Here is a 24,730-nt window from a genome sequence, read left to right on the forward strand (position 1 = left end):
CTTCACTGCATCGACAGCCTTATCAACAGCGTCAGTGGCTTTTTCCACCACGCTAGACGCTGCTTTATCAGCTGCTTCAGGTGCGTTCTTCACAGCATCGACAGCCTTATCAACAGCGTCAGTGGCTTTTTCCACCACGCTAGATGCTGCTTTATCAGCTGCTTCAGGCGCTTTCTTCACAGCATCGATAGCCTTATCAACGGCGTCAGTGGCTTTTTCCACCATGCTAGAGGCTGCTTTATCAGCTGCTTCAGGTGCGTTCTTCACAGCATCGACAGCCTTATCAACAGCATCAGTGGCTTTTTCCACCACGCTAGACGCTGCTTTATCAGCTGCTTCAGGTGCGTTCTTCACAGCATCGACAGCCTTATTAACAGCGTCAGTGGCTTTTTCCACCACGCTAGACGCTGCTTTATCAGCTGCTTCAGGTGCGTTCTTCACAGCATCGACAGCCTTATTAACAGCGTCAGTGGCTTTTTCCACCACACTAGATGCTGCTTTATCAGCTGCTTCAGGTGCGTTCTTCACAGCATCGACAGCCTTATCAACAGCATCAGTGGCTTTTTCCTCCGCTCCAGATGCTGCTTTATCAGCTGCTTCAGGTGCTTTCTTTACATCATCAGTTGCCTTATCAACTGCATCAACTTTATCCGTATCATGTGCAGGATATTCGGAAGCCTTTCGTGCCGCACTTTGAACAAATGAAGTAGAACAAGCTATGAAAACCCCCATATAAAAGAGTGTTTTCCAATTGATTTTACGATACATTCTTTTTTCCCCTTAAGAGCTTATTGAATAGTTGAAACAAACAATCTCCTTTTTAATGACTCTTCATGTCACTCAACGTTGTCACAGCACGTCGATTTTGATTCCAACAGGAAATATCATCACATACTGCTACAGGTCTTTCTTTTCCGTAAGAAATTGTTTGAATCCGTTGTTCAGACACGCCTAGAGACACCAAATAGTTTCGCACAGCAACAGCACGGCGCTGTCCAAGTGCCAAGTTATATTCACGTGTTCCCCTCTCATCAGCATGACCTTCGATCATAATAGAATAATAAGGATAATGAAGCAACCATTCTGCTTGGCGCGTTAAAATACGTTCGGCATCAGCATCAAGTGAAGAAGAATCGAGACTAAAAAATACGCGATCACCCACATTAACCGTAAATTCTTGTCCTGAACCTGGTGACACCTGGTTCAAACCAGCATCATTCATATAAGCGCCGTTCATACCGTTAAGTGCACCGACATTTTTTTTACCACAACCACCCAAGCATAGTGAGAAAAAAAAGAGGATAGCTAAGGAATGAGAGAAGTTTTTTTTGGTAGAGCGCATAGTCCGTTTCTCCTTGAGTGTCGTAAAGAAGGATAAATTCTTAAAAATATTTTTAAGAATAACCGTTAATTCCTAATGAAGACGAAATTTTTTCTGTTTTTTTTGGTCATCATTTTTATTTTTGAGTCTCTGCCAATTTTTCTTCTTTTCAGCCGTTCCTCTCACATTGCCATAAGAAATGTTTCCCTTATGCATCATCTTGATCTTGACGATTTTTTTGCAGTGCGTTCAGCTTTGCAAAAACTTTATCAGCATCAAAAGTCTTATGCAGATTTTCTTCACTCTCATTTTCCTCTAGAGCAGCGTTTTCCGTCACAGAAGCGGGAAGCAACGACCTATCTTCTTCTGCAGCAACAGGACGATTTTTCGCCGCACGCTGGAGCTCAAAATCTAAATCGATTTGCGAACACAAACCAAGTCCTACAGGATCAAGAGGAACCAAATTTGCACTATTCCAATGGGTTCTAAGGCGGATTTGTTCAATTGTCGCTTTTGTTGTCCCAATCAACCGTGCAATTTGTGCATCTTTCAATTCGGGATGATTTGTGACCAACCATAGGATACCATTAGGACGATCTTGACGTCGAGAAAGAGGGATATAGCGCGCCCCTTTACGTTTTTTTTCAGGAATATGCACCCTAGATTGAGAAATTTTTAAGCGTGCGTTTTGATCAGCCTCCACCCGTGCAATTTCACTGCGTGTCAATTGCCCAGAACTAATTGGATCTAAACCTTTAATACCATAAGCCGCATCACCATCGGCGATAGCTTTTACTTCCAAGACATGCAATTTACAAAATTCTGCAATCTGATCAAAAGAAAGAGCTGTATTATCAACCAACCAAACAGCTGTTGCTTTGGGCATCAAAAGTTGCGTTGCCATTTTTATAAATCCTCTTCTGCGCCTCTTCTATGAGGCCGGTTACCGCCCACTCAAGAGCACTGAAACTTTTTATATGTTACTAGGTCTCTCCAACCACTCCTAAAACAAAGCGAGGTACGGAATAAACCATTTTGCTATGAGATTACATTCTGTTATAGCGTTATTTTTGCTCAACGACAAGAGATCTCTCTTGTAATGATCCTCAACTAAGGTCTCTTTACCTTTAAGATGAATTTTCTTATAAAGGGTTTATTCGATTATTTCACCTCATGCTGTGGCACATTTATTCTGGTGGGATGCATGCTTTATCGCCTTAAATTCTAAAGAGTATCCAACTGGAAAGAAAGCCCTTAAATAGGAAGGAAAACTATGGCAGGCCATTCACAATTTAAAAATATTATGCACCGTAAAGGGCGTCAAGATGCAATGCGCTCGAAAATATTTTCTAAGCTTGCGCGCGAAATTACCGTAGCAGCAAAACAAGGTGCTCCTGATCCAGCCATGAATCCACGTTTAAGGCTGGCTGTTCAAAATGCCAAAGCACAATCGATGCCGAAAGATAATATTGAACGCGCGATTAAAAAAGCTTCAGGCACTGATGTCGAAAATTATGATGAAGTACGCTATGAAGGCTATGGACCAGGCGGCGTTGCCGTCATTGTTGAAGCTTTAACTGATAACCGCAACCGCACCGCTTCAAATGTGCGCGCTGCCTTCACAAAATCAGGAGGAGCCTTAGGGGAAACAGGATCGGTCAGTTTCATGTTTAATCGGATTGGTGAAATAATCTATAAACCAGAAGCAGGAACAGCCGATAACATCATGGATGCAGCAATTGAAGCCGGTGCCGAAGATGTACAATCAGAAGAAACCGGACATCATATTACCTGCGCATTTGAAGATATTGGTGAAGTTTCCAAAACACTTGAAGCAAAACTTGGTGAAGCAGAATCGATTAAAACGATTTGGAAAGCCACCACCCTTGCACCAATAGATGAAGAAAAAGCTTTGTCCGTTTTGCGACTGATTTCAACATTAGAAGATGATGATGATGTACAAAATGTTTATGCCAATTTTGATGTCAGCGATGAGATTTTGGCAAAACTGTCTGTATAATTCCTATCATTTGCATAAGCCCTCTCTTCATTCATGAGGGCTTCAAAAGCATCTGTTACCTCTCCTCTTTATCCGCATATATAAAAGCCCCGCGTCAATAGCGGGGATAACCATTGGTGCAACAAGAAAACTGCCATTCATTCCAGAAAACATAACCAAAAAAAGAAAGCATACAAAACTCTGTAGCCTCACGCCTTTCTTACATGCCCCAAAGATTATCCCTATAGCCCTCTATTCGATCTTTTTGTTCTTTAAGATTAACCTCGCCACCTTCAAGGAATGAAGATGATCCGATCTGTAAATAATTCGGATTTTCTTAACGTGCTTCTATGACGAATCACCCTTGAAATTCACTTGAAACTTAAGGCTCTATACACCTGCACTCCTCTAAATATTCGCCACGCACTTAAAAAACACTTAAAATATCTCAAGGAGTTTTATATGCCTTATATCCCCACATCTCAAATGACAGTATTTTACAATATCACAGAATAAAATAAGCAAATGGAAAGCCAGAGCGGATTGTTTAGCAAAGTATTGTATAAAAAGCTGGTACATCTCTCTAATCCGTTGCGGATAAATTTTTGACTTTATGGCATTAACTTTATGGCATCGTATGTTTCATAAAATAACGTCATTTATCTTAAAAATCTGTCCTTTTTCTATTACCGATCAACCAATATTCAGACCTAAAACAACAGCGCACTTGAATAAGACACATCACAGAGCAACAGAAAAAACACCCTTGGAGTCCAAACTCTTCGCAAACCAAATCGAAAAGGAAGTTTAAATATATATAGCAATACTTTGAATAAAAAATTGAAATCTAGAGACCTCAGAATTTTTGACTCTATTTTTTCAAGGAATTATTTTTGAATTTTTTTAAGCATTTTCCCCCAAGGAAATTCCATTATCGATAAACAACCGTAGATAATGGATGAAATCTACATAACTCTCCATGCTCACTATAATCAGTTCCTTCTTTTAAAGAATGAAAGACAATTGAGATTGTGTAAACTTGAGACTGTATAGGCTATATTCCTTCTATGTTCTGTTTTTAAGCATTTTGTTTTACTGTATATTGAGCAAAGGCGACCATGCTGGATCCGAAGCATCATTGGGTGTAGGGAGTTGTCGTTCATTGCGTCCTGTAATGTCAATCGTATAAATTTTGGGTCCCATACCGGGATTTTTGCGAAAAAACATCAGCACACGACCATTGGGTGCCCAAGTTGGTCCTTCATTGTGAAAACCTGTGGTTAAAATTCGTTCTCCTTGTCCATCAGGGCGCATAACACCGATAGAAAATTGTCCACTTAATTGTTTTGTAAAGGCAATATAATCACCCCGTGGTGACCAAATAGGTGTCGAATAACTCCCTTCATTTGAAGAAATACGCTGAATATCACTTCCATCCGCATTCATTTTATAGATTTGCGGCTTTCCACTACGATCTGAGGAAAAGACAATTTGTTTTCCATCCGGTGAATAAGAAGCAGAAGTATCGATAGCAGAAGTTGTTGTAAGTCGCGTCATCGTACGGGTTCGTAAATCCATGGTGTAAAGATTTGCACTGCCATCATTTTGTAACAAACTCATAATGACCTTTTGTCCATCAGAAGAAAAACGCGGAGCAATTGTCATGTTATTAAACGTTCCGATCAACTCTCTTTGTCCCATTTCAATTTGTTGAAGATAAACATGAGGGACTTGATTGTCCTCATAAGCCATATAGGTCATTTCTTGTCTTTTTGGGGAAAACCGCGGTGTAAGCACCAATTCACTTCCATCAGACATATAAATCAAATTTGCGCCATCTTGATCCATCATTGCTAAGCGCTTAATGCGTGCATTTTGGGGGCCTGTTTCATCGATAAAAACAATTCGTGTATCAAAATAACCACTTTCTCCTGTCATCTCGCTATAGATCTCATCTGCGATCATATGTGCCACACGCCGCCAACGTTCTGTCGCGGTATAAAAACGCCGTCCTTTCAATTGTCTTTGTCCAAAAACATCCCATAAACGAAAATCGACCCTCAAACGTCCATCGATTTCTCTCATGACTTGCCCCGTAACTAAACCTTGCGCTTTTATTTTCTGCCAAGACGCAAAATGCGGTTGTTTATTAGGATTAGAAATGTTTTCAAAAAAGTTTGTTTTATCAAGCGGTAAAAAAAGCCCCGACCGTTCAAGATCAGCTGTCACCACAGCAGATATTTTCAACCCAATCGAATCGTTGGAAATAAAGTCTGTAATTGCAATGGGAATGGGATTAAAATCAGCGCTTGAAATAGTTCCTTTCAATTGCGCATAACCCGATGAAATACTTGAAAGCCACAATCCACAAGTGACAATAAACCAAGCAAAAACTTTATGTCTCGTTATAGTCGTCATGGAATGTGTCCTTTCGTTAAGCACTTTTTTCTCATTTATCATCTTATTTCTTGGAGGGGATCAACATTAAAGTCAAAACCTTGCCCCCATAGATCATATTGATCACGTGGGAGATCTGCATAAGGTTGGCATGAAAAGACAGCGGCGTACACCTGCCTCATCATAATAGCCTGTTGACTCTCAAGACCGCTTACCGGATCAATGATAGGATCACCCACAACCATCCCTTCACGGTCTAAGTAAAATCGCAACCGCACAACCGGACGATTTTTTAAATCGCCACCAAGTGCCACAAGTTTAAGCTTCTGTTGAATACATCCCCCCGCAATGTTGACCAATGTTTGTGCCATTTTTGTGGTATTATTAATATTTTTTCTTGCCCCCAAAGCTTCTGGTGTATGAGAACGTTTTGCTCCCCCTCCTTGTGACCGCGCACGATTGAGCAAATTATTTTCCTCCAGTGCTAAAATATCTTCAATGGTCTGTTTCTCTTGGTTTTTTTTGTTAAGCTTTGGCGTCTTTTGATTCAATGTAGCCGCATTCTTCCCTAGAACATCTTCATCAAATTTTGGTTTAAACTGTGGAAGAAAAAATTTTTCTGGAAGTGTAATTTTTGGCGCTTGATGAACAATCTGCTCTGCTGGTGCCTTCTGTACCGTTGGAGCCAATTCTTTTGGCGATATCATCTTTTCATTTTTGTGCGCAGGCTTGAGCGCATCCTTAGAGGCATCCTCCGGTGCTTTCAAAGGCATCTCAGGTGCAACCTTGGGCACTTCCTCCGGTGCTTCCAAAGGCATCTCTGGTGCAGGCTTGGGCTCTTCCTCCGGTGCTTCCAAAGGCATCTCCGGTGCAGGCTTGGGCACCTCCTCCGGCGCTTTCAAAGGCATCTCAGGTGCAACCTTGGGCGCTTCCTCCGGCGCTTCCAAAGGCATCTCAGGTGCAACCTTGGGTACCTCCTCCGGCGCTTTCAAAGGCATCTCAGGTGCAACCTTGGGCACCTCCTCCGGCGCTTTCAAAGGCATCTCCGGCGCAAGCTTGGGCACCTCCTCCGGCGCTTCCAAAGGCATCTCCGGCGCAATTTTGGGCGCATCCTCTGTTTTTGCTTCTAATAATTCTGGTTTTGTAAGTTCGGGTGTCAATGTTTCTGAAGTGTTCTTGCTTGGTGGTAGCGATGCTGTTTCAACAGGGCGCAGTTTTTCCTTTGGTTGAAACGGTGCTAGACTATCTACTTGTCCCTCTCCAATATGGCGTGCATCTTCTTTTTCTTGTGGTTGCATAGTTGGTTTTACGGCAGGGATTGCACGAATAGGAGCCTTTACGGCTCCTTGTTGAGAGGACAACTCATCCACTAAAGGAGCAAGAGTAATGGGAATTGCTTCCAATGGTTGTGGTAAAGAGACAGAGCTTGTAAACTGAATGGCTCCCCAACTGAGAAAAATGACATGGACCATAAGGGATAAAGCCAAGCCTCGTTTCATGCTATGATAGGAGTCTTTGTTCATTCTTTATGCCTTATTTATGCCTTACATTTTTTCATTTTAAATCACTCTACACTCTTTTAAAAACAATCATTTATGCGGATTTATTACTTATTATTTATTGTGCTAGACTTGCTAACGCAACTTGAGAAAACCCCGCTTTTTGAATATCCGCCAGCAGTTTTAATACTTGCTGATATTCAACAGTTTTAGCAACCCGTACAAAAACCCGTTGATCTTTTTGTGTAGCATCTTCTTCCAGAAGAGTTTTAAGGTGTGCAATCAGTGCTTGTGATGTTTCATAATAATCTTGATTAACGGCAAAGCGCCCTTGCGCGTCAAGTGAAACCGTAAGGGGCGTTTTTTGAGCTCGTACGGGCCCCGCTTGACTACGAGGCAAATCTAGAGGAACACCGTTCACTAAAAGGGGGGCAGAGACCATAAAAATAATCAACAAGACCAGCATAACATCCACAAAAGGAGTGACATTGATCTCACTCATCAATTGGCTTCGTGAATGATGGCGCCTACGTGTATTTTTTCGAGAAGAAGAAGCAACAGAAATTCCCATGGGATAAGCTCCTTTTTATAAAGAGGAAGGTGCTGTGCGTGTTTCATCAATACGCCGCGATACAATTGTTGAGAATTCATCGGCAAAATTTTCTATTTGTGCAATGATGCGCGCACTTTCATGAGTCAACTTGTTATAAGCAATAACGGCTGGAATTGCTGCAAACAAACCAATAGCGGTTGCCAAAAGCGCTTCTGCAATCCCTGGCGCAACAATGGCAAGTGATGTATTTTGAGAAGCTGAAATAGAAAGAAAAGACTCCATAATACCAATAACTGTTCCAAAAAGTCCAATAAAGGGGCCCGCGGATCCCAGTGTTGCAAGAAAACTTAATTTCGATTCTATTTTTTCACTTTCACGTCCCAACGTCAAATCCATAGCCTTATCAATTCTGCTCTGCAAACTTTTCGATGTATGGGTCCCTTTTTCAAGAGATTTTTTCCATTCAACCATTGCTGCCATAAAAACGGCGGATATACTATTGGTGCGTTGACTTTTACATGATGCATAAAGATCTTCTAGCGCTTTGCCTGACCAAAATGTACGTTCAAACTGCTTTATTTCACGCCGTATTCTCCGATACGTAAAAATTTTATCAAAAATAATTGCCCAACTCCATATGGAAGCGAGAAGCAACCCGATCATAACACCTTTCACGATCCAACTCGCTTGCATAAATAAATGTAACATTCCAATTGTTTCCGGATTCGTTAGTTCACCATGCGGCATAATTTTTGTCCCTCTAAATAAAAGGTGTATTTTTAAAATTCTATAAAACAGATTATTTTATAGTTTCTAAATTTAAGTAAAAAACCTCAGTTTCACATAAATCCATGCGCTAAAACAAGACTTATTTCTTAATTTTCTTAAAAAGTGATGACGAGAGACATCCCTCAACTCACGCCCTCTCTCATTTCAAAACGGCATTTATGAAATAATATAACCATAAAGCCTTCCCCATAAATGCTATAAAAATAAACGATATAAAAATGCATGATATCAAATCTATTATGCACCACCATCTTTACACTCATGAAAAGAAAGCTAAACCCTCAATACACGTTTTAAGCTTAAAATGCAGCGATAAGTCTTAGCACTTGAAAACATTCATAAGAGGCATTTTTATTCCTTATCTTAAGTGTTTTTGTCCCCACTCACCAAGCCCGCTTGTGACATGTAAGAAAATGTTTTTGATTAATTGGCAGCAATAGAGCTTGAAAAGAAAACATCTTACAAGTTTCAGAATTATCTGAAAATGACAACGCAATGAATTATCATTATAAATAAATATGTTATAATCATGAAAGATTGCGCTTTATCTCAAGCTATTGTTTCTCTCATTTTCCATCAAATTTAATACGAGGACACCATCGGGCACAAAAAACAACAATAAACCACCATAAAATGCCTCACAACAATGCGTCTCACCCATGCACCCCTAATGTAAGTCCCCTATAATCTAGGGTAAGTCTCATATAATCTCATTTTGTTGTGAATTAACCCCTTTCGATGCCCTTCATCTCTCTGGCACCATGGTATAACGTAAAAGCTTCTGTGACGTGAAAAAGCCTTTTCACATCTTTACTTCATGAAAACCGGCTTTTTCGTTCTCTTTGCTCACTTGCGATATTTGATCGTTATTGCACTGAGAATAACCCATAAGGAATATTTTTACAATTTTTTCAATAATTTACATTGCTCATCTTATGATGATGTGTAAGCACATGATTTTAATTGCTTCAACATGAACAGATTTGTAATGAAAGTATTTTACTCTCATTACTCTATTGGAATTTGTGCCCATAAGAAGTGATAATTTATCTTTCTAAGTCAATCTATTATATAATAATATGCTGTTAAAACTTTAAATCAAAAATGCATTTCTGCTTTGTATACATTGATTTCTCACTCATTCACTGCTTTTAGAAGTGCAGATACAGTCATGCATGATAGATGAAAATGGATGGAACACGCGCTCTTGTGATGCCAAATGACAACCCAGTAAAAAAATCAAATCGCTTAAAACACCCTTTAAGTGTTTTGAGAGAATTTTCGACCTAATAGCTTATTATCACTTTATTGCAATATTTTGCTGGATATGTGCATTTTTATTTCTTTTTTTGTTTTGTACTTTTCTGCTGTTTTCTTATGCCAACGAACCTTTCTTCAAAAGAAAAGTATCTTCAGTTTATAGCAGAAAATGGATAATAAGACATTGATTTTGAATCATAACATGGATGAGACGTGTTTAATTTTGTGAAATATCATCTTCAATTTATTGTAGCAGAGGAGCTTTCTTTTGATGTATCGTATGACCTTGTTGGAAAATATTTAAGCTATAATAAATATATGTCTTAGATTATAGATTACTTCATATCTCCTAAAGCTGCTCGTTCAATGAATAACACTTTTAACCTAGTATTTTTTCAAAAAGTTCTTTGGGTAAACGTCGTGGTTTTGCCTCTTCATTAATCAGAGCAATTTCAACTTTAGCTGTTACCAACGTGGTCGCCTCATGCAAAATAGATTGCTCCATAAAAAAGCGTGCCCCTTGGATATGAGTAACACGTGTTTTAACGACTAAAAGATTATCAATTTTAGCTGGTCTTAAAAAGTTAATTTCCATATGACGAACAACAAAAAACAGTTTTTCCCCCTCACCCCCAGCTGCTAACATCTTATTATTAAAACCGGTATCCCGTAAAAACTCTGAACGTCCTCGTTCAAAAAACTCAAGATAACGCGCATGATAAACCACACCGGAAAAATCTGTATCCGCAACATAAACGCGGACCTGAAAATTATGAAAAGCATTTGTATGATTGCTCTTAAAAGGTGTTATTTCTGTCATCGACTTCATATCCCATAAAATCATTTAATATTAATATAGCAAGTTGTTTATAGATCAAAAGATTGAACACATTTTTGTGTTGAAGTTGTGAAAAGAAAAAGCCCCCCTTAATAGTGCAAGACCCTTTTGGTCAGAATATGCAAAAAGAAGTGCGTCTCTTGTATTTTATGACCTTGCTATAAAATATTCACATAATTTCTTTTAATAAAGAGAGTGTCTTAATCATCTTCCCCCTCCCATAAAGACGCCTGAAGTGATGAATTGTCTTGAGCATCAGAAAGTTGAGAACGCCTTTGTATAGACGTTGTAGAGGCAGGAGCAGAAAGCCCTAAATGGCTCCAAGCCTTTTCAGTGAGAATGCGTCCACGAGCGGTTCTTTGAATAAAACCTTGTTGGAGCAAATACGGCTCAACAATATCTTCAATGGCATCGCGTGGTTCTGATAAAGCAGCAGCAATCGTTTCAATCCCCACCGGTCCCCCTAAAAAAGTTTCCGCAATCAGGAGCAAGTAGCGACGGTCAAGCGGATCAAGACCAAGATGATCGACCTCAAGGCGCGAAAGCGCCTCATCAGCGATTTTTTGGTCAATTTGTTTTGCCTGTTTAACCAAAGCAAAATCACAAACACGCCGCAAAAGCCGCCCAGCAATACGAGGAGTCCCCCGTGCTCGGCGTGCAATTTCATGAGCACCATCATCACTGATCTTGACGGCAAAAAGCCGCGCATTACGCTGCACAATATATTCCAATTCTTCTATAGTATAAAAATTGAGACGAATTGGGATGCCAAAACGGTCTCTCAGCGGTGTGGTCAAAAGCCCCAAACGTGTGGTTGCCGCTACCAAAGTAAATTTAGCCAGATCAATTTTCACTGAGCGTGCCGCCGGCCCCTCTCCAATGATCAAATCAAGTTGATAATCTTCCATGGCTGGATAAAGAATTTCCTCAATCGCCGGATTTAAGCGATGAATTTCATCAATAAACAAGACATCACGTTCTTCGAGATTGGTCAAGAGAGCGGCTAAATCTCCTGCTTTAGCGATGACCGGTCCTGAAGTAGAGCGAAAATTAACGCCTAATTCTTTTGCCATAATCTGTGAAAGCGTTGTTTTTCCCAGTCCCGGAGGTCCTACAAACAAAACATGATCCAGCGCTTCTTGTCGCGTTTTTGCTGCTTCAATAAATATTTTTAAATTAGCCCGCGCCGCTTCTTGACCAATAAAATCATCGAGAACTTGTGGTCTTAAGGAACGATCTGGATCGTTAGGAAGGGGGGCGGAACCCAGAAGGCGTTTATCTTCATCTTTATGCATTGTTACCTTGATTTTAAGTAGGAGAAGAAAGCAATTTGAGACTATGGCGGATCAGCAGGGCAGAAGAAACAGTTTCCCCCTCAAGAGCGTTCATCGCAAGAGCAAGAGCACGGGATGCATGCTCGCGTTCAAACCCTAGCTTCATCAACGCGGAAAGCGCATCATGCGCAGGTTGATTGGTCATCTCACGCTGAGGAACCGAAACAGTCTTGATCGCTTGTTCAAAGGGGAGTGTTTTACTTTTCAACTCACCCACAATTCTTTCACTGACTTTTTTACCAACGCCCGGCGCTCGACTAATCATCGCAACATCGTTTAAGGCAATAGCCTGTGCAAGCTCATCTGGCGATAAAGTACCCAAGATTGCCAAAGCAACCTTTGCCCCTACTCCAGGAACATTTTGTAGAAGACAAAACCACTCCTGTTCAGCTCTTGTAGCAAAACCAAAAAGGCGGATTGCGTCTTCCCGAACATGCGTTTCAATAAAAAGGCTTAACGCCTCCCCAACAGAGGGTAAAGAAGGACGGAGCCGATTTGAAACAAAAACAACATAACCCACACCGTGAACATCAAGAAGGATATGATCATCAAAGATATGTTCAAGAGTGCCCTTTAATTTGCCAATCATGCTTCCACCCCAATCATACCGCCATCCTTGCCTGATAAGATCGGTCAATACTCTTACGATGCATACTATGACAAAGAGCAAGAGCAAGAGCATCAGCCGCATCACTGCTATCAAATTCAGCCCGTGGGAGGAGAACTTTGACCATCATATGGATTTGTTCCTTAGCCCCATGCCCAACACCAATAACCGATTTTTTCACTTTGTTGGGCGCATATTCAAAAACAGGAAGATTGGCTTGCGCAGGAACCAGCAATGCAATTGCACGTGCTTGCCCAAGTTTTAAAGTTGCTGTAGCATCTTTGTTGACAAACACATGTTCTACAGCGGCCTCATGGGGCATAAATTGATGCACAACCTCTGAAAGACCTTTGTGGATCTGACATAGTCTGGAAGCCAGCTCACACTTTACATCAGAAGGAACCGTCCCCGCTGCAATAAACTGAAGACGATTACCCGCAACATCGATAACGCCCCACCCTGTACGCCGTAATCCCGGATCAATGCCTATAATACGAATCGCCTCTGCCATAAACTACAGTCTATACACTTTTCCCCCCTGTGAATAAAGATGTGAATAAAGACAAGACCACAAAGAAAACAGCAGTACAAGACAAAACCAGTCAAAAGATGATCATGCCCCCAATTTATACAATTATAACTATAACACGCAACGAACAGCATCTTTATAGAACATACTTTATGAAGCATCACTGAAATCAATCAAAACCATTCACACATCACAAGCAAACACCCTATAAAGCATAAAAATTCCCTTTCTGTATCATTTCCAATGCCATAACAGTTAAACATCGCAAGCGAGCAAATAGATCAGTGCTGGATTGTACATTCATTAAGTGTAAAGAGACTATGCAATAGATAGTATACACTTTACGGAAACTTTTTACGTTATAACATGTTGTTACCACAATAATTCAACACATTGATTTATAGAGATAATTCATTATTTTGTATGTTGAATAAGAATCCCGAATATCGTAAGATTTTCTCATTACAAACCTCTTTATATTGAAGCAATCAAAACCATTCGCTTACATATGAAACGTGGAATTTCCGTGTGGAGTAAAACTGTATAAGAAAGGAATAAAAATGCCTCTCATGAACCGTCTCAAATGCCAAGGGCTTGTCGCAACATTGGGGACTGGCAAAGATGATGATCGTGCCGGCTTGCTCCGTTGCAAGCGTAAAGATGAGAGGGCTCAATGGATGTAAACAAGAACTGAGAGGTGTTTTTGAATATGCCCATCACACCACAATGTCATTGCATAGAGAGGGACATTGCATGGGTGCACAGAGAACCCATGGGGCATTCATTATATGGTACTTTATTTTGGATGTTTTATTTTACGCACAGCAACTTTATAGGCATAAATTACAGAGCATAAATAAATTGATGTACAAGCCCCTGCTCTATCTAGCGTCTGATTATTATCATAGCCAAAACAAAATCACAGAATATATCAACAGAAAGTGTTCCAGCTGCAATCAACCAAAGCCGATTTCACAAGACCAACCATACCCACATCTCATGCCATAATTCGCAATCAATACCTATACCCTTCAGCTATAAGCTCAAGATATTTCCTACGCTCAAATAGAAATTAGGCAGAAAAAAGCACTCTAGATTAGTTTTAGTTGTGAAATTTCGGTTGTAAAAAATGGGTATACTGCTCTAAATATCGCCCGAAAGAAGCAAGGAGCTATTTTTCTCAGAACACCCAAAAGCTGTTTTCAGTCATTCGATTTGTTTTCCCACGAAATTATCATCTCTTAAACTAAAACCGCCCCTTATTGACCAGAGCGCTTAAACTACAGCCGCATATCTACGAAAAAATGCACGCTTCTAAACGCAATGAATGTGAAACAAATTGGCGGAAAATTTCTGGCAATTCATACCAATGAGGGGTTTCAAGTTCCAATGTCGGTGTATGAACAGACACTTTTACAATTTCTTTTTTTATTTGTTCTGATGACATTTCCCCTTCACGCAAAGCAAGGAAATACCTCTAAGAACGCCCAAAAGCTGTTTTCAGTCATTCGATTTGTTTTCACACTAAATTATCATCTCTTAAACTACAACCGCCCCTTATTGACCAGCGCGCTTAAACTACAGCAGCATCTCTAAATGAAAAAAATGTGCGCTTCTAAACGCAATGAATGAGAAACAAATTGGCGGAAAATTTCTGGCAATTCATGCCAATGAGGGGTTTCAAGTTCCAATATTGGTGTATGAACGGACACTTTTACAATTTCTTTTTTTATTTGTTCTGATGACATTTTCCTTCGCGCAGAGCAAGGAAATACCTCTAAGAACGCCCAAAGGCTGTTTTGAGCAATTCGATTTGTTTTCCTACTGGATTATCATCTTCTAAGGCACAGGAGGCTGCAGTTTCCCACCCAGCACGCATATACTGTATGCGCGCTTCCAAACGCAATGAATGAGAAACAAATTGGCGGAAAATTTCTGGCAATTCATGCCAATGAGGGGTTTCAAGTTCCAATGTCGGTGTATGAACAGACACTTTTACAATTTCTTTTTTTATTTGTTCTGATGACATTTCCCCTTCACGCTCTGCGCGAAGAAGAAGGAGTTGAGAAGCGATTTGCATAAGTCGTGTACTTAAATACATAGCCTCTTTTGCATAGATTGCAGAAACCTCTGCCGAAAGAGAGCGTGCTACTAATTTCCCTTCTGAGTCAATATACGCTGCGGTTTTTTCAATCAGCGCCATTGTTTCTTCATAGAGACGATTAAAAGCATTTTCAAAAGCATTATGCTCAATCATGATAATAGGGTCATCATATGGACGTTTATGTACACTCACGCTTTTATACTCCAAGTATCAGCACAAAATTATACTCCTCAACGAACAGAGTATTAAAAAGTTTCTTTTGTTGCTGTATAGAACGCTTTTTTTTTAAAACTGCTACCTCTTTTAATTTTTTTGTGCAACGCGCTTTTTATACTAAGGTTAACGCACCCAACAAACACTATAGGAACGTTTCCTATAAACGGATCAGTTTCCTCGAAAAGGATCCCTGCCAAGATTGCCGTTTTTCACAATAATAGGCGACTCCAAATTGCAAAGCAATACCCGTTATTATTAAGAGGGTATCGGAAAAAAACGTTTCTGTCATCACTGTTTTTATAATTTGTCCAAACATCGCAAAAATGGTTCCCGTTACAAAGACCGGTAAACTATGTTTTCCTAAAATTGCTAAAGGATGTTTCTGAGAGACATAAAACCATTTATTGATGCGCGGCAAAGAAAGAATAAAAAAGGCTAATGCAAGAACATGGAGTAAACGTGGCAAGCTTAAAAAGGTTTTATTAAAGTTCAACAATGGGGAAGACCAGCCAAGCCACCCCAAAATGCCCCACCAGTTTAAGCGAACCCATAACAGTGCCAACAAGAGATACGCTGCCGCACAAACAATCCAAAAAGACTGAAAAGCGATTTTTTTTCCTTGTTTAAGCGCTAAAGTACTGGTCAATCCTATGACAAATAAGAATTGCCAAGACAAAGGGTTTAAAAACCACTTTCCCTTTAAAGGATAAGAAGGAGGAGCAATTTTATAAAATCCGCAGATAAGATACAGTGTAAAGGAGCCCAACAGCAGCCACTTTGTCTGCTTACAACTCAAATAAAGGATAAAAGGCGCAAAAAACATCAAAACGATATAAAGTGGAAGAATATTATTATATCCCAATTGATGCCCAAAGCTTAAGGTACTCAAAAATGCGATACTAGGCTCTTTAAAAAAGAGTCCCACATTGTTCATCGATAAAAGTTTTTCTGTTTTCCATAATAAAAAGGCAGCAAAAAAAAGACTTAACGTGACAAAAGTAGTAAAAAGATATGCACCATAGAGCTGCAGAGCTCTGTACCAAAGTTTTCGGATAATAAAAGCAAAGGATTTTTGCTGTAACCGTCCATGAAAGCTTAACCCAAGAGCAATCCCTGAAAGCAAAACAAACACTTCTGCACAATCAGAAAAACCGAAATTTCTATGAGTAAAAGACTCATAGATCGTTCTGGGAATATGGTTGATGAAAATCGTCAATAAGGCTAAAGAACGAAAAACATCAATACGTGTATCACGGCGAAAAGGTTGAGTATTATGCTCACGAATACCTTGGTATTTCATCAGTGGACTCCCACACGCCAAAAACCCCTTGAAGTCCCATAAAAATGGTGCTTACCCTTATTGCCAACAAGCATGAACAGGATGAAATTTTAATTTTTAAGAGTCAAGTTTCATTTTAAGCGTTTATTTTTTAAAAGGTAAAAGTTTTTTAAAGGCAAAAGAACGAAAAGCGTCCATACGTGTATCACAGCAAAAAGGCGACATATTATGCTTAAAAACATTCTCCTTTCTCATAAGCAGGCTCCCACGCACCCACAAATTCTTTAAATTACGTGAAAATGGTGGTCACTTTCATCGCAAATAAGCATAATAGAATGAAACTTTCATTTTAAGCATTATTTTTTTCTAAGAAACAGGGATTTGACATGACAGAACAAAAAAATAAACCAATTGATCCGCCTCTTTTCCCTCAGTTAATTTTAACACTTGATGTTCGGCGCAACACCCCACACACATTTTTGCAGCAAATTTTTCAAACAAAGTCTTTTGCATGCGTCATCCTCTATGATTCTGAAAAATTGAAAGATGATAGCTCTTTTTTACAACAACAAGCGCAAACTTACGCAGAAGATATTCAACATCATGACGCAGCCCTTCTCATCGCTGATGACAGCCGCATTGCTGGGCGCATAAAGGCTGATGGATTGCACATAGAAGATGATCTTAACGCTCTTGAAAGCTTCAAAAATCAGCAAAAGGAACAAAAAATCATAGGCTTTGGCAATCTACGCAATCGCCATAGTGCTATGCTTGCAGCAGAAACAGGTGTTGATTATCTATTTTTTGGAAAACTCGGTGCTGATAAAAAACCCCATGCGCACCCCCGCAATCTCCAGTTAGCAACATGGTGGGCAGAAATTATGCAAACCCCCGCCATTATCCAAGCAGGAAGCGATTTTTCAACCTTTGATGAAGCCTTAAAGACTGGATGTGAATTCATTGCTGTAGAAGAAGTGATTTTTGGGAACGACAACCCCTTAATACTGCTTAAAACAATGCAAGAAAAATGTGAAAACACCCCCTTGTAATATAGGAGGAGAATTTATAAATAAAGGGTTAATAAAAATCCAAACACTCACCACTATATTACTTATATAGAACACACAATAACAGAAAAGAGGATACCTCGAAACTCAATAAAACTGCTTAATAATTCAATCAAATGAGATGAAAAAACTAGCGTCTTTTTTTCATATAATATATAGAAAAAAGGATCATAAAAACTTTCTCGTTCAATGTCTTATAAAGACAAAGCATTATGATTGGGGAAAATGGTCATTTTCAATATTGGTACTAAATACCAATAGCTGACGATACAAATATGCAGGGGACATAAAAATGCAATATAGCGGAACACTTGAAGATCTTACAAACATAATTTGCAAAGCTGGATATCAAATCAAAGAAACTAAACCTCTATCACATCCATCCCCTGAAGGATATCAGATCAAAACCTCCGAAGGAGGCACTATTAATTGGTTTAAAAGCACAGGAAAACTTCAAGTTCAAGGCAGCGCAAACATAAAACAAAAGCTAACAGAAGATTTAGCAAAGCATATAGATGAAACATCAACGATTCCTTTCTCAAAAACTGCCTCCAACACCTCAAATAAAAAAATCTTTATCGTTCATGGCCATGACCTTATTGCTCTAGAGCAACTTGAACTTATTCTTCGCAGGCTTGGTCTCGAACCATACATCTTAAAAAATACTGGTGGTAATGGTTTAACCCTCATTGAAATTTTGGAAAAAGAAGCTTGTAACGATTCTATAGGATTTGGTATTGTGCTATTTACTCCCGATGATATAGGCTATGCTAGATCTGACAAGGAAAAAAAAGAACAATTTCGTGCACGACAAAACGTTATTTTCGAAATGGGCATGTTAACCGCTGCACTTTCTCGCAAAAATGTCGCTATTCTAAAAAAACAAGACCTTGAACTCCCTTCAGATTTTGGTGGGCTTAAATACACTCCTTTTAATGAACACGTAAAAGAAACACTTCCGGATCTTTTTGATCGACTATGTGAAGCCGGCTACAATTTAGATGCAAGAAAATTTGCTACAGCATCACGTTAAATTTGAATAATGCTTCCCTTTAACTTTTAAAGCGCACGCCCAAAACCACAAGGCACCCTACCACATTCCACAGACACACACATCCTATAGGCTCAAAGAAACGATCACCCCCCACCTTTCCTCAAACAGCAAGCAATTGTGCAAATTTAAATGAAGAGACTGCGTGTGAATTCACTACCGTAGAAGAAATCATTTTAGTCTCTTTGATAAACGCGGGGCTGTTGTCATAATTTTGGTAATTGTTCCAGAAAGGTTTAAGAGGCAGATAGCCTCTGATTAGATTAAAGAAAAATAGGAAATTCACGTCGGGCATGTACTACAGCTACAATTTCGATTTGATTTGCAGCTACTCGATACAATATAAGGTAATTTGGATGCGCTACAATTTCTCGTAATCCTAATACCTTCTCACTCTGTCTGTATAAATATGGATGTTCAGCCAATGGCAGTACGGATGCTTCCAAAAACCTTTTCATTCGGCGCGCAGCGGATGGATTTTCGCGAGCAATATAGGTAACATCTGACGCAAATCGTCGCGCGCCGAAGACAACCAAACAACCGGAAGCATCACTTTTCCTGTTCAGCTTCAAGCTGACTGATTATAACTTCCATTTCAGCCATAACCTCATCATGCGGAATAGGAGGATATGGATTTGCAAGACTTCTCGCTACCTTATCGCGCAGCCATGCAGTGTAGCTGCTTTCCTGTTCAACGGTTTCGAACTCTGAAATTAGCGGAGAAAGGGTGGGCTTCATAATATATGTCCTTTCTATTCCTGAATATTGGAGATAATTACTCTTGTCTATGTTGTCAATATTAGCGAATTGAAAATGTTTAACTTTTAAGCGTCCAAAGTTCTTTTGATCTTAAAACTTAAGGCTTTTTAACCCTCTCAAAAAACACGGGGGCTGATGTCATGATTTTGACAATCATTCCAGAGAGATTTAAGAAGCGGATAGCCTCTCATAAAAAACAAATTTTGTAAGTAAAAAACTATTTTTATTGTAAATTTCCTGAAATTACTTTATGAATTAAAAGATGTTTTGGTCGCATACGCAACGACCAAAAGGGGCCTTGAAAACCCTAAGTTCTAGCGTAAAGATGAGCCCACTTTGTGGGTATCCCGGAATTCCGGGAGTTTTTGCTATGTCCAGGTGCTTTAAGCACTAAAAGCAAAAAGGCTGACTAGAACTCAGTATTTTCAAGCTCCCGGAATACTCATGCGAGGGCGCTCGCGACCGGCGGGGGCTTTAAAATGCGAACCAAAGATCTTGATAATGATATTTTCATTGGCAAAAAAATTCGTTTGAGACGAAAAATGCTAAAAATGTCTCAAACAACTTTAGGGCACGCTTTAGGCGTAAGCTTCCAACAAATTCAAAAATATGAAAAAGGCTTAAATCGTGTCAGCGCAGGGCGATTAAAGAAAATTTCCGATATCTTGAATGTTCCACTTTCCTTTTTTTATGCCGATATCTTAACAAAACAGCAGTCCCCATACCACCATGATGAAATCGCATCAAGCACAGAGGAATACCTGCTGCTCAAAAGATTTAGAATTCTAACAACGGTAAAAAAGAAAGCCTTTTTACAGCTGATCTCTGATGAGAATGCAAGCTAACATAACGCGATAGTGTGTGCTATTCAAAGTCCCCTTTGTGAACACTTTATTGCTTGAATGCAAAACATGCCAACTCCCTGTTTTAAGAAACGACACGTTAAGAGACACTATTTTAATTTTTATTGTAAATTTCCTAAAATTACTTTATGAATTAAAAGATGTTTTGGTCGCATACGCAACGACCAAGAGGGTCTTGAAAGCCCGAAAATCTAAACATGAATTTACCCCACTTTGTGGGTATCCCGGAATTCCGGGAGTTTTTGCTATGTCCAGGTGCTTTAAGCACTAAAAGCAAAAAAAGCTGATTAGATTTCAGTACTTTCAAGCTCCCGGAATACTCATGCGAGGGCGCTCGCAACCGGCGGGGAAAAATGCAATCTCAAAATCTTAATATTGATCTTTTTATTGGCAAAAAAATTCGTTTGAGACGAAAAATGCTAAAAATGTCTCAAACAACTTTAGGACACGCTTTAGGTGTCACTTTCCAACAAATTCAAAAATATGAAAACGGCTTAAATCGTGTCAGCGCAGGGCGTTTAATGGAAATTTCTGATATTTTGAATGTTCCCATTGCCTTTTTTTATGCCGATATCATTACAAAACAACAGCCCCCATACCACCATGATGAAATCGCATCAAACACAGAGGAATACCTGCTGCTCAAAAGATTTAGAGTTCTAACAACGGTAAAAAAGAAAGCCTTTTTACAGCTGATCTCTGATGAGAATGCAAGCTAACATCACACGAATAGCGCACGCTATTCATAAGCATTCATACGTATTTTAAAAAGCAACCTCCATTGTAAGCATTTTTTCATTTTATGGGGATAAGCCATTGATATAATAGACGATAAGCATCTTTACATACGATAACCCCTCATCATTATTATTTTTAACAGGACTGTATTATTTTTAACAGAACTGTTTTAAACAGTCTGTCTCTCGTCGACATTTATGCTACTTTTTTAACTTACCCAACCCTACCTTGAACCAAGACGAAAAACTGAGAGATAAAAAGTAATATAGAAATGAGATTCTTATACGGCTTGTAATGATAAAAAAAAAATGTGAAAATTCTGATCGGTAATGAGGAGAAAACACCATGATCAAGAGAAGCGTGAAGCTGCTTATCTTAGGCGTGATTGGGCTTGCAAGTTCTGCTGTAATTTCAGCGGGAAACACTGAAGAAATCTCAAATTCTGAAAGCTCTTTCAATACGATTCAAGAAGCTTCAAACACTCAAGAACCCTTTCAGCCCTTAAAAGCTGGAGACTATGACCAAGCCTATGACTATTACATCCAAGGTTATTATTTAAAAGCTTTTCGTGAAGCACTCCGACGTGCTGAAAAAAATGATCCTTTTGCACAAACTCTTCTTGCCCGAATTTATATGGAAGGATGTGCTGTTCCTATTGACGGTGCGCGTGCTGCTTTATGGTTTGAACGCGCCGCAAAACAGGGGGAACCCCAAGCACAACTACGCTATGGACTTATGTTGTTTGATGGTCACTTTATAAAACAAAATCAAGAACTTGGTGAACAGTTCATTCAAAAATCTGTCAATGCAGGCGTCAAGGAAGCCTATTTTTATTATGGACAACTTCTTCTTTATAAAGCCGCACAGGAAAAACAAGCTCTCCCCGGTGTTTCTTCTCAAAGTCGTGAAAATGAAGCCATCGAGCAAGCCTTAAAATTGTACTTAAAAGGTGCTGCTCTTGGAGATGCTGAAGCTGCTTTTTCTGCTGCAAAAATTCTTTCCTTAGGCACGTTAAAACGACCAAAGGATGATCGCAATGCCCGCAAGCTCATGGAGGTAGCGGCTCAAAACAACCACTTAAAAGCTCAACTTTATTTAGCACAATGGCTTGTACAGGGGCGTGGAGGAGAAACAGATTTTCAGCGTGCTTTTCATTTACTTCAAAGAAATGCTATCAACATGATAGCACCAGCACAGATTTCCCTTGCAAGGCTTTATCGAGATGGCACAGGAACAAAAGGCGATATAATAATGGCAGCGGCATGGTATATGCTCGCAAAGGAGGCAAAAATGCAAGCTCCTGATCTTGAAATAATGCTCCAAGGCATGGATAAGGCACAACTAGAAAAAGCGCACAAAGAAGCAATAAAGCTCCTTCCTGTTTTTTAAAATACTCCTCTCTGCATCAAAAAGATAAAATTTATAGAAATTCCGGGAGATTTTGCTCTGTCCAGGTGCTTTAAGCACTAAAAGCAAAAAGGCTGATTTGAGTTCAGTGTTTTTAGACTCCCGGAATACCAACGCGAGGGCGCTCGCAACCGGCGGAGGCTTTAAAATGCGAGCCAAAAATCTTGATAACGACATTTTCATTGGTAAAGAAAACGCACTGGTATCATTTGCTTAAGCAAACAATATCCAATAAGCAAAAGAGCTAGGCTATCCTGAAAATTCCGAAAGCTCTATTTTTTCATTCTTTTTTCTTGGACGAAAAACACGCCGACTCTCAGTAAAAAGCTATTTTTTATTGTAAATTTTCTAAAATTACTTTATGAATTAAAAGATGTTTTGGTCGCATACGCAACGACCAATAGGGCCTTGAAAACCCGAAAACTCAAACATGAATTGACCCCACTTTGTGGGTATCCCGGAATTCCGGGAGTTTTTGCTATGTCCAGGTGCTCTCAGCACTAAAAGCAAAAAGGCTGATTTGAGTTCAGTATTTTCAAGCTCCCGGAATACCAACGCGAGGGCGCTCGCAACCGGCGGGGACTTTAAAATGCGAGCCAAAAATCTTGATAATGACATTTTCATTGGCAAAAAAATTCGTTTGAGACGAAAAATGCTAAAAATGTCTCAAAAAACATTAGGTCAACATTTAGGTGTTACTTTCCAACAAATCCAGAAATATGAAAACGGCTTAAATCGTGTCAGCGCAGGGCGTTTAAAAGAAATTGCCGATATCTTAAATGTTCCACTTGTTTTTTTCTATGCGGACACCTCAGCAAAACAACAGCCCCCATACCCTCATGATGAAATCGCATCAAGTACAGAAGAATACCTGCTGCTCAAAAGATTTAGAGTTCTAACCTCGATAAAACAAAGAGCCATTTTACAATTACTCTCTGATCAAAATGAAAGCTTTTAACATCATGACATAGAGCACTACACTCTCTGTTCTTAACTTGCCTCCCACCCCTCAAAGGACAGAAGCCCCTTCCCTATCCAGTTGGGAAACAATCCGTCTTCTCAGAACAGAACTCTTTTAGCTTCCCATTTTATGTAGTTCATTTCACAAAATTATCCGGACAAGCTCCCTCAAATATTCACCACACACTCTCATAAAAACATCACATGTGCAAAATTTGATACCTTATAGCACCACACCTCAAACGATAGTATTTTACAGCAAACAGGATAAGCATTCATACGTATTTAAAAAAAGATATCCCTCAAAAAGCAATGCTTGAAAATTTTTTTGATCAATCTGGAATAACACTTAACACATCATTTTATAATAGAGATGGAGGACATGATCTTAACATGCAAACGCAAAAAATTGCTTTTTTATCATAATCACTAAAAGCAGCTGTTTATTAAAATATACGCCACCAGAAGCACTTCAAACAGCCTTTACAGCTGAAACCATTATTCATTGATTAGATACCGATATGTTGTTAATGTGCTATGCGTAAAGTTGCTCTTATTTCTGGAAGAGGAGCTTCGCAAATAAAGAGCAACAATAAGTAAGGGGAATTAAAGATGTTAAAATATTTATTGCTGTCACCGGTTGTGTTGGTGGCTGGTTGCGCATCTGTAGGCAATTATTCATCAAATTATGTTGATCAAAGTCTTACAAAGCGTCAGGCACAATTAGTCGCTAACAAATTTATTAGCGATATCAAGAGATCTCTACCACCAGCTACAACCACACTTCTTATAAAGAAAAATAATACAGCAGACAGCTTTACTCCTTTATTTATCAATCTGTTGCGACGGAATGGATATAATGTGATCTATACAGATCAACCTCAAAAGCAGCAAAACATGGGTGTGAATTTGAGTTATAGAATACAATTAAATAGTAGAGTTATAGTGTCTCTTCTTCAGTATAATGTGAACGGAGAACCACGTGCTCATATAAGTACTCAGCCCAAATGAACCCGCTATTTAATGTAAACATTCTCTATATTTTACACGTAAAGACTTAAAAGCTCTTGCGAAAGGCAAAGAGATTTGCACCTCAATAAAAAACCTCATTTTTAGCCAGAGTGGATAAATTTTATTATAGATTGTGACAATACAAAATA

At 39.3% G+C, this 24,730-nt stretch carries 24 protein-coding genes and 2 pseudogenes; 9 read left to right on the forward strand and 17 right to left on the reverse strand.

What is annotated here, in order from left to right:
- From ACFIK6_RS03650 to ACFIK6_RS03660, 3 genes and pseudogenes are all read right to left on the reverse strand, one after another.
- A pseudogene (locus tag ACFIK6_RS03650) lies at nt 1-732 on the reverse strand (tol-pal system protein); the annotation flags it as partial.
- An 88-nt stretch (nt 733-820) separates the two neighbouring features.
- Nucleotides 821-1,342: a peptidoglycan-associated lipoprotein Pal gene (gene pal / locus ACFIK6_RS03655; protein ID WP_375656460.1), complete on the reverse strand. Its 522-nt coding sequence runs from the start codon at nt 1,340-1,342 to the stop codon at nt 821-823.
- A gap of 187 nt (nt 1,343-1,529) precedes the next feature.
- Entirely contained in the window at nt 1,530-2,225 is a 696-nt protein-coding gene (locus ACFIK6_RS03660; RefSeq protein WP_375611764.1) for a DUF1013 domain-containing protein, read from the reverse strand.
- Between the two features lie 369 nt (nt 2,226-2,594).
- On the opposite strand from ACFIK6_RS03660, the gene ACFIK6_RS03665 reads away from it, so the two are divergent.
- On the forward strand, nt 2,595-3,341 hold the full coding sequence (locus tag ACFIK6_RS03665; RefSeq protein ID WP_375677383.1) for a YebC/PmpR family DNA-binding transcriptional regulator: 747 nt from the start codon (nt 2,595-2,597) through the stop codon (nt 3,339-3,341).
- A gap of 1,071 nt (nt 3,342-4,412) precedes the next feature.
- Here the strand turns inward: ACFIK6_RS03665 and tolB are convergent.
- The 8 genes from tolB to ruvC form a co-directional block, all read right to left on the reverse strand.
- On the reverse strand, nt 4,413-5,738 hold the full coding sequence (tolB, locus tag ACFIK6_RS03670) for a Tol-Pal system beta propeller repeat protein TolB (protein WP_273723811.1): 1,326 nt from the start codon (nt 5,736-5,738) through the stop codon (nt 4,413-4,415).
- Between the two features lie 38 nt (nt 5,739-5,776).
- Complete coding sequence (locus tag ACFIK6_RS03675) at nt 5,777-7,240, reverse strand: cell envelope biogenesis protein TolA (RefSeq protein ID WP_375677384.1); 1,464 nt, start codon at nt 7,238-7,240, stop codon at nt 5,777-5,779.
- 94 nt (nt 7,241-7,334) lie between these two features.
- Nucleotides 7,335-7,787, reverse strand: a complete 453-nt coding sequence (gene tolR / locus ACFIK6_RS03680; protein ID WP_375641823.1) for a protein TolR — start codon at nt 7,785-7,787, stop codon at nt 7,335-7,337.
- 15 nt (nt 7,788-7,802) lie between these two features.
- Complete coding sequence (gene tolQ, locus ACFIK6_RS03685) at nt 7,803-8,516, reverse strand: protein TolQ (protein ID WP_375606538.1); 714 nt, start codon at nt 8,514-8,516, stop codon at nt 7,803-7,805.
- Nucleotides 8,517-10,197: 1,681 nt separating this feature from the next.
- A complete protein-coding gene (ybgC, locus tag ACFIK6_RS03690) occupies nt 10,198-10,638 on the reverse strand; it encodes a tol-pal system-associated acyl-CoA thioesterase (RefSeq protein ID WP_375656463.1) in 441 nt (146 codons plus the stop codon).
- Nucleotides 10,639-10,856: 218 nt separating this feature from the next.
- On the reverse strand, nt 10,857-11,951 hold the full coding sequence (gene ruvB / locus ACFIK6_RS03695; protein WP_375641826.1) for a Holliday junction branch migration DNA helicase RuvB: 1,095 nt from the start codon (nt 11,949-11,951) through the stop codon (nt 10,857-10,859).
- A 13-nt stretch (nt 11,952-11,964) separates the two neighbouring features.
- Entirely contained in the window at nt 11,965-12,579 is a 615-nt protein-coding gene (gene ruvA / locus ACFIK6_RS03700) for a Holliday junction branch migration protein RuvA (RefSeq protein ID WP_375641827.1), read from the reverse strand.
- A 13-nt stretch (nt 12,580-12,592) separates the two neighbouring features.
- The gene (gene ruvC / locus ACFIK6_RS03705) at nt 12,593-13,108 is read right to left on the reverse strand and encodes a crossover junction endodeoxyribonuclease RuvC (protein ID WP_375641828.1); all 516 of its coding nucleotides are present in this window, start codon (nt 13,106-13,108) and stop codon (nt 12,593-12,595) included.
- Nucleotides 13,109-13,686: 578 nt separating this feature from the next.
- On the opposite strand from ruvC, the gene ACFIK6_RS03710 reads away from it, so the two are divergent.
- On the forward strand, nt 13,687-13,809 hold the full coding sequence (locus ACFIK6_RS03710) for a hypothetical protein (protein WP_375641829.1): 123 nt from the start codon (nt 13,687-13,689) through the stop codon (nt 13,807-13,809).
- Nucleotides 13,810-14,332: 523 nt separating this feature from the next.
- Here ACFIK6_RS03710 and ACFIK6_RS03715 read toward each other — a convergent pair.
- From ACFIK6_RS03715 to ACFIK6_RS03730, 4 genes and pseudogenes are all read right to left on the reverse strand, one after another.
- Nucleotides 14,333-14,591: pseudogene (locus ACFIK6_RS03715) on the reverse strand (DUF1465 domain-containing protein); the annotation flags it as partial.
- A gap of 127 nt (nt 14,592-14,718) precedes the next feature.
- Nucleotides 14,719-14,874 (reverse strand): hypothetical protein, encoded by a 156-nt coding sequence (locus tag ACFIK6_RS03720; RefSeq protein ID WP_375641830.1) that lies wholly within the window; start codon nt 14,872-14,874, stop codon nt 14,719-14,721.
- A gap of 29 nt (nt 14,875-14,903) precedes the next feature.
- Nucleotides 14,904-15,422 (reverse strand): DUF1465 family protein, encoded by a 519-nt coding sequence (locus ACFIK6_RS03725; protein WP_375641831.1) that lies wholly within the window; start codon nt 15,420-15,422, stop codon nt 14,904-14,906.
- A gap of 181 nt (nt 15,423-15,603) precedes the next feature.
- Nucleotides 15,604-16,746, reverse strand: a complete 1,143-nt coding sequence (locus ACFIK6_RS03730) for an OpgC family protein (RefSeq protein ID WP_375677385.1) — start codon at nt 16,744-16,746, stop codon at nt 15,604-15,606.
- 365 nt (nt 16,747-17,111) lie between these two features.
- Between ACFIK6_RS03730 and ACFIK6_RS03735 the strand changes: the two genes are divergently transcribed.
- Nucleotides 17,112-17,774: a thiamine phosphate synthase gene (locus ACFIK6_RS03735; RefSeq protein ID WP_375641833.1), complete on the forward strand. Its 663-nt coding sequence runs from the start codon at nt 17,112-17,114 to the stop codon at nt 17,772-17,774.
- A 310-nt stretch (nt 17,775-18,084) separates the two neighbouring features.
- Complete coding sequence (locus ACFIK6_RS03740; RefSeq protein WP_375641834.1) at nt 18,085-18,825, forward strand: TIR domain-containing protein; 741 nt, start codon at nt 18,085-18,087, stop codon at nt 18,823-18,825.
- 281 nt (nt 18,826-19,106) lie between these two features.
- On the opposite strand, the gene ACFIK6_RS03745 is transcribed toward ACFIK6_RS03740, so the two are convergent.
- Nucleotides 19,107-19,415, reverse strand: a complete 309-nt coding sequence (locus ACFIK6_RS03745; protein ID WP_375641835.1) for a type II toxin-antitoxin system RelE/ParE family toxin — start codon at nt 19,413-19,415, stop codon at nt 19,107-19,109.
- Nucleotides 19,393-19,581 (reverse strand): antitoxin, encoded by a 189-nt coding sequence (locus ACFIK6_RS03750; RefSeq protein ID WP_375641836.1) that lies wholly within the window; start codon nt 19,579-19,581, stop codon nt 19,393-19,395. Before ACFIK6_RS03750 ends, ACFIK6_RS03745 begins: the two co-directional genes overlap by 23 nt.
- 500 nt (nt 19,582-20,081) lie before the next feature.
- Between ACFIK6_RS03750 and ACFIK6_RS03755 the strand changes: the two genes are divergently transcribed.
- From ACFIK6_RS03755 to ACFIK6_RS03775, 5 genes are all read left to right on the forward strand, one after another.
- Nucleotides 20,082-20,447 (forward strand): helix-turn-helix domain-containing protein, encoded by a 366-nt coding sequence (locus ACFIK6_RS03755; protein WP_375641837.1) that lies wholly within the window; start codon nt 20,082-20,084, stop codon nt 20,445-20,447.
- Nucleotides 20,448-20,818: 371 nt separating this feature from the next.
- The gene (locus tag ACFIK6_RS03760) at nt 20,819-21,184 is read left to right on the forward strand and encodes a helix-turn-helix domain-containing protein (protein WP_273790477.1); all 366 of its coding nucleotides are present in this window, start codon (nt 20,819-20,821) and stop codon (nt 21,182-21,184) included.
- A 364-nt stretch (nt 21,185-21,548) separates the two neighbouring features.
- On the forward strand, nt 21,549-22,592 hold the full coding sequence (locus ACFIK6_RS03765) for a tetratricopeptide repeat protein (protein WP_375641838.1): 1,044 nt from the start codon (nt 21,549-21,551) through the stop codon (nt 22,590-22,592).
- 607 nt (nt 22,593-23,199) lie between these two features.
- Complete coding sequence (locus tag ACFIK6_RS03770; protein WP_273790479.1) at nt 23,200-23,568, forward strand: helix-turn-helix domain-containing protein; 369 nt, start codon at nt 23,200-23,202, stop codon at nt 23,566-23,568.
- A 614-nt stretch (nt 23,569-24,182) separates the two neighbouring features.
- Entirely contained in the window at nt 24,183-24,581 is a 399-nt protein-coding gene (locus tag ACFIK6_RS03775) for a hypothetical protein (RefSeq protein WP_375630925.1), read from the forward strand.
- Nucleotides 24,582-24,730: the final 149 nt, after the last annotated feature.

Source organism: Bartonella sp. AS69XJJH, from assembly GCF_042195585.1.
Lineage (GTDB): Bacteria > Pseudomonadota > Alphaproteobacteria > Rhizobiales > Rhizobiaceae > Bartonella.

What these genes read in the sequence shown, in the direction of transcription:
- ACFIK6_RS03740 (WP_375641834.1), top strand. Translation starts at nt 18,085, where the DNA reads ATGCAATATAGCGGAACACTTGAAGATCTTACAAACATAATTTGCAAA.
- ACFIK6_RS03665 (WP_375677383.1), top strand. Translation starts at nt 2,595, where the DNA reads ATGGCAGGCCATTCACAATTTAAAAATATTATGCACCGTAAAGGGCGT.
- ACFIK6_RS03750 (WP_375641836.1), bottom strand. Translation starts at nt 19,581, where the DNA reads ATGAAGCCCACCCTTTCTCCGCTAATTTCAGAGTTCGAAACCGTTGAA.
- pal (WP_375656460.1), bottom strand. Translation starts at nt 1,342, where the DNA reads ATGCGCTCTACCAAAAAAAACTTCTCTCATTCCTTAGCTATCCTCTTT.
- ACFIK6_RS03755 (WP_375641837.1), top strand. Translation starts at nt 20,082, where the DNA reads ATGCGAACCAAAGATCTTGATAATGATATTTTCATTGGCAAAAAAATT.
- ACFIK6_RS03765 (WP_375641838.1), top strand. Translation starts at nt 21,549, where the DNA reads ATGATCAAGAGAAGCGTGAAGCTGCTTATCTTAGGCGTGATTGGGCTT.
- ACFIK6_RS03710 (WP_375641829.1), top strand. Translation starts at nt 13,687, where the DNA reads ATGCCTCTCATGAACCGTCTCAAATGCCAAGGGCTTGTCGCAACATTG.
- tolB (WP_273723811.1), bottom strand. Translation starts at nt 5,738, where the DNA reads ATGACGACTATAACGAGACATAAAGTTTTTGCTTGGTTTATTGTCACT.
- ACFIK6_RS03760 (WP_273790477.1), top strand. Translation starts at nt 20,819, where the DNA reads ATGCAATCTCAAAATCTTAATATTGATCTTTTTATTGGCAAAAAAATT.
- ruvB (WP_375641826.1), bottom strand. Translation starts at nt 11,951, where the DNA reads ATGCATAAAGATGAAGATAAACGCCTTCTGGGTTCCGCCCCCCTTCCT.
- ybgC (WP_375656463.1), bottom strand. Translation starts at nt 10,638, where the DNA reads ATGACAGAAATAACACCTTTTAAGAGCAATCATACAAATGCTTTTCAT.
- ACFIK6_RS03660 (WP_375611764.1), bottom strand. Translation starts at nt 2,225, where the DNA reads ATGGCAACGCAACTTTTGATGCCCAAAGCAACAGCTGTTTGGTTGGTT.
- ACFIK6_RS03735 (WP_375641833.1), top strand. Translation starts at nt 17,112, where the DNA reads ATGACAGAACAAAAAAATAAACCAATTGATCCGCCTCTTTTCCCTCAG.
- ACFIK6_RS03675 (WP_375677384.1), bottom strand. Translation starts at nt 7,240, where the DNA reads ATGAACAAAGACTCCTATCATAGCATGAAACGAGGCTTGGCTTTATCC.
- ACFIK6_RS03775 (WP_375630925.1), top strand. Translation starts at nt 24,183, where the DNA reads ATGTTAAAATATTTATTGCTGTCACCGGTTGTGTTGGTGGCTGGTTGC.
- ruvC (WP_375641828.1), bottom strand. Translation starts at nt 13,108, where the DNA reads ATGGCAGAGGCGATTCGTATTATAGGCATTGATCCGGGATTACGGCGT.
- ACFIK6_RS03720 (WP_375641830.1), bottom strand. Translation starts at nt 14,874, where the DNA reads ATGTCATCAGAACAAATAAAAAAAGAAATTGTAAAAGTGTCCGTTCAT.
- ruvA (WP_375641827.1), bottom strand. Translation starts at nt 12,579, where the DNA reads ATGATTGGCAAATTAAAGGGCACTCTTGAACATATCTTTGATGATCAT.
- ACFIK6_RS03770 (WP_273790479.1), top strand. Translation starts at nt 23,200, where the DNA reads ATGCGAGCCAAAAATCTTGATAATGACATTTTCATTGGCAAAAAAATT.
- ACFIK6_RS03730 (WP_375677385.1), bottom strand. Translation starts at nt 16,746, where the DNA reads ATGAAATACCAAGGTATTCGTGAGCATAATACTCAACCTTTTCGCCGT.
- tolQ (WP_375606538.1), bottom strand. Translation starts at nt 8,516, where the DNA reads ATGCCGCATGGTGAACTAACGAATCCGGAAACAATTGGAATGTTACAT.
- tolR (WP_375641823.1), bottom strand. Translation starts at nt 7,787, where the DNA reads ATGGGAATTTCTGTTGCTTCTTCTTCTCGAAAAAATACACGTAGGCGC.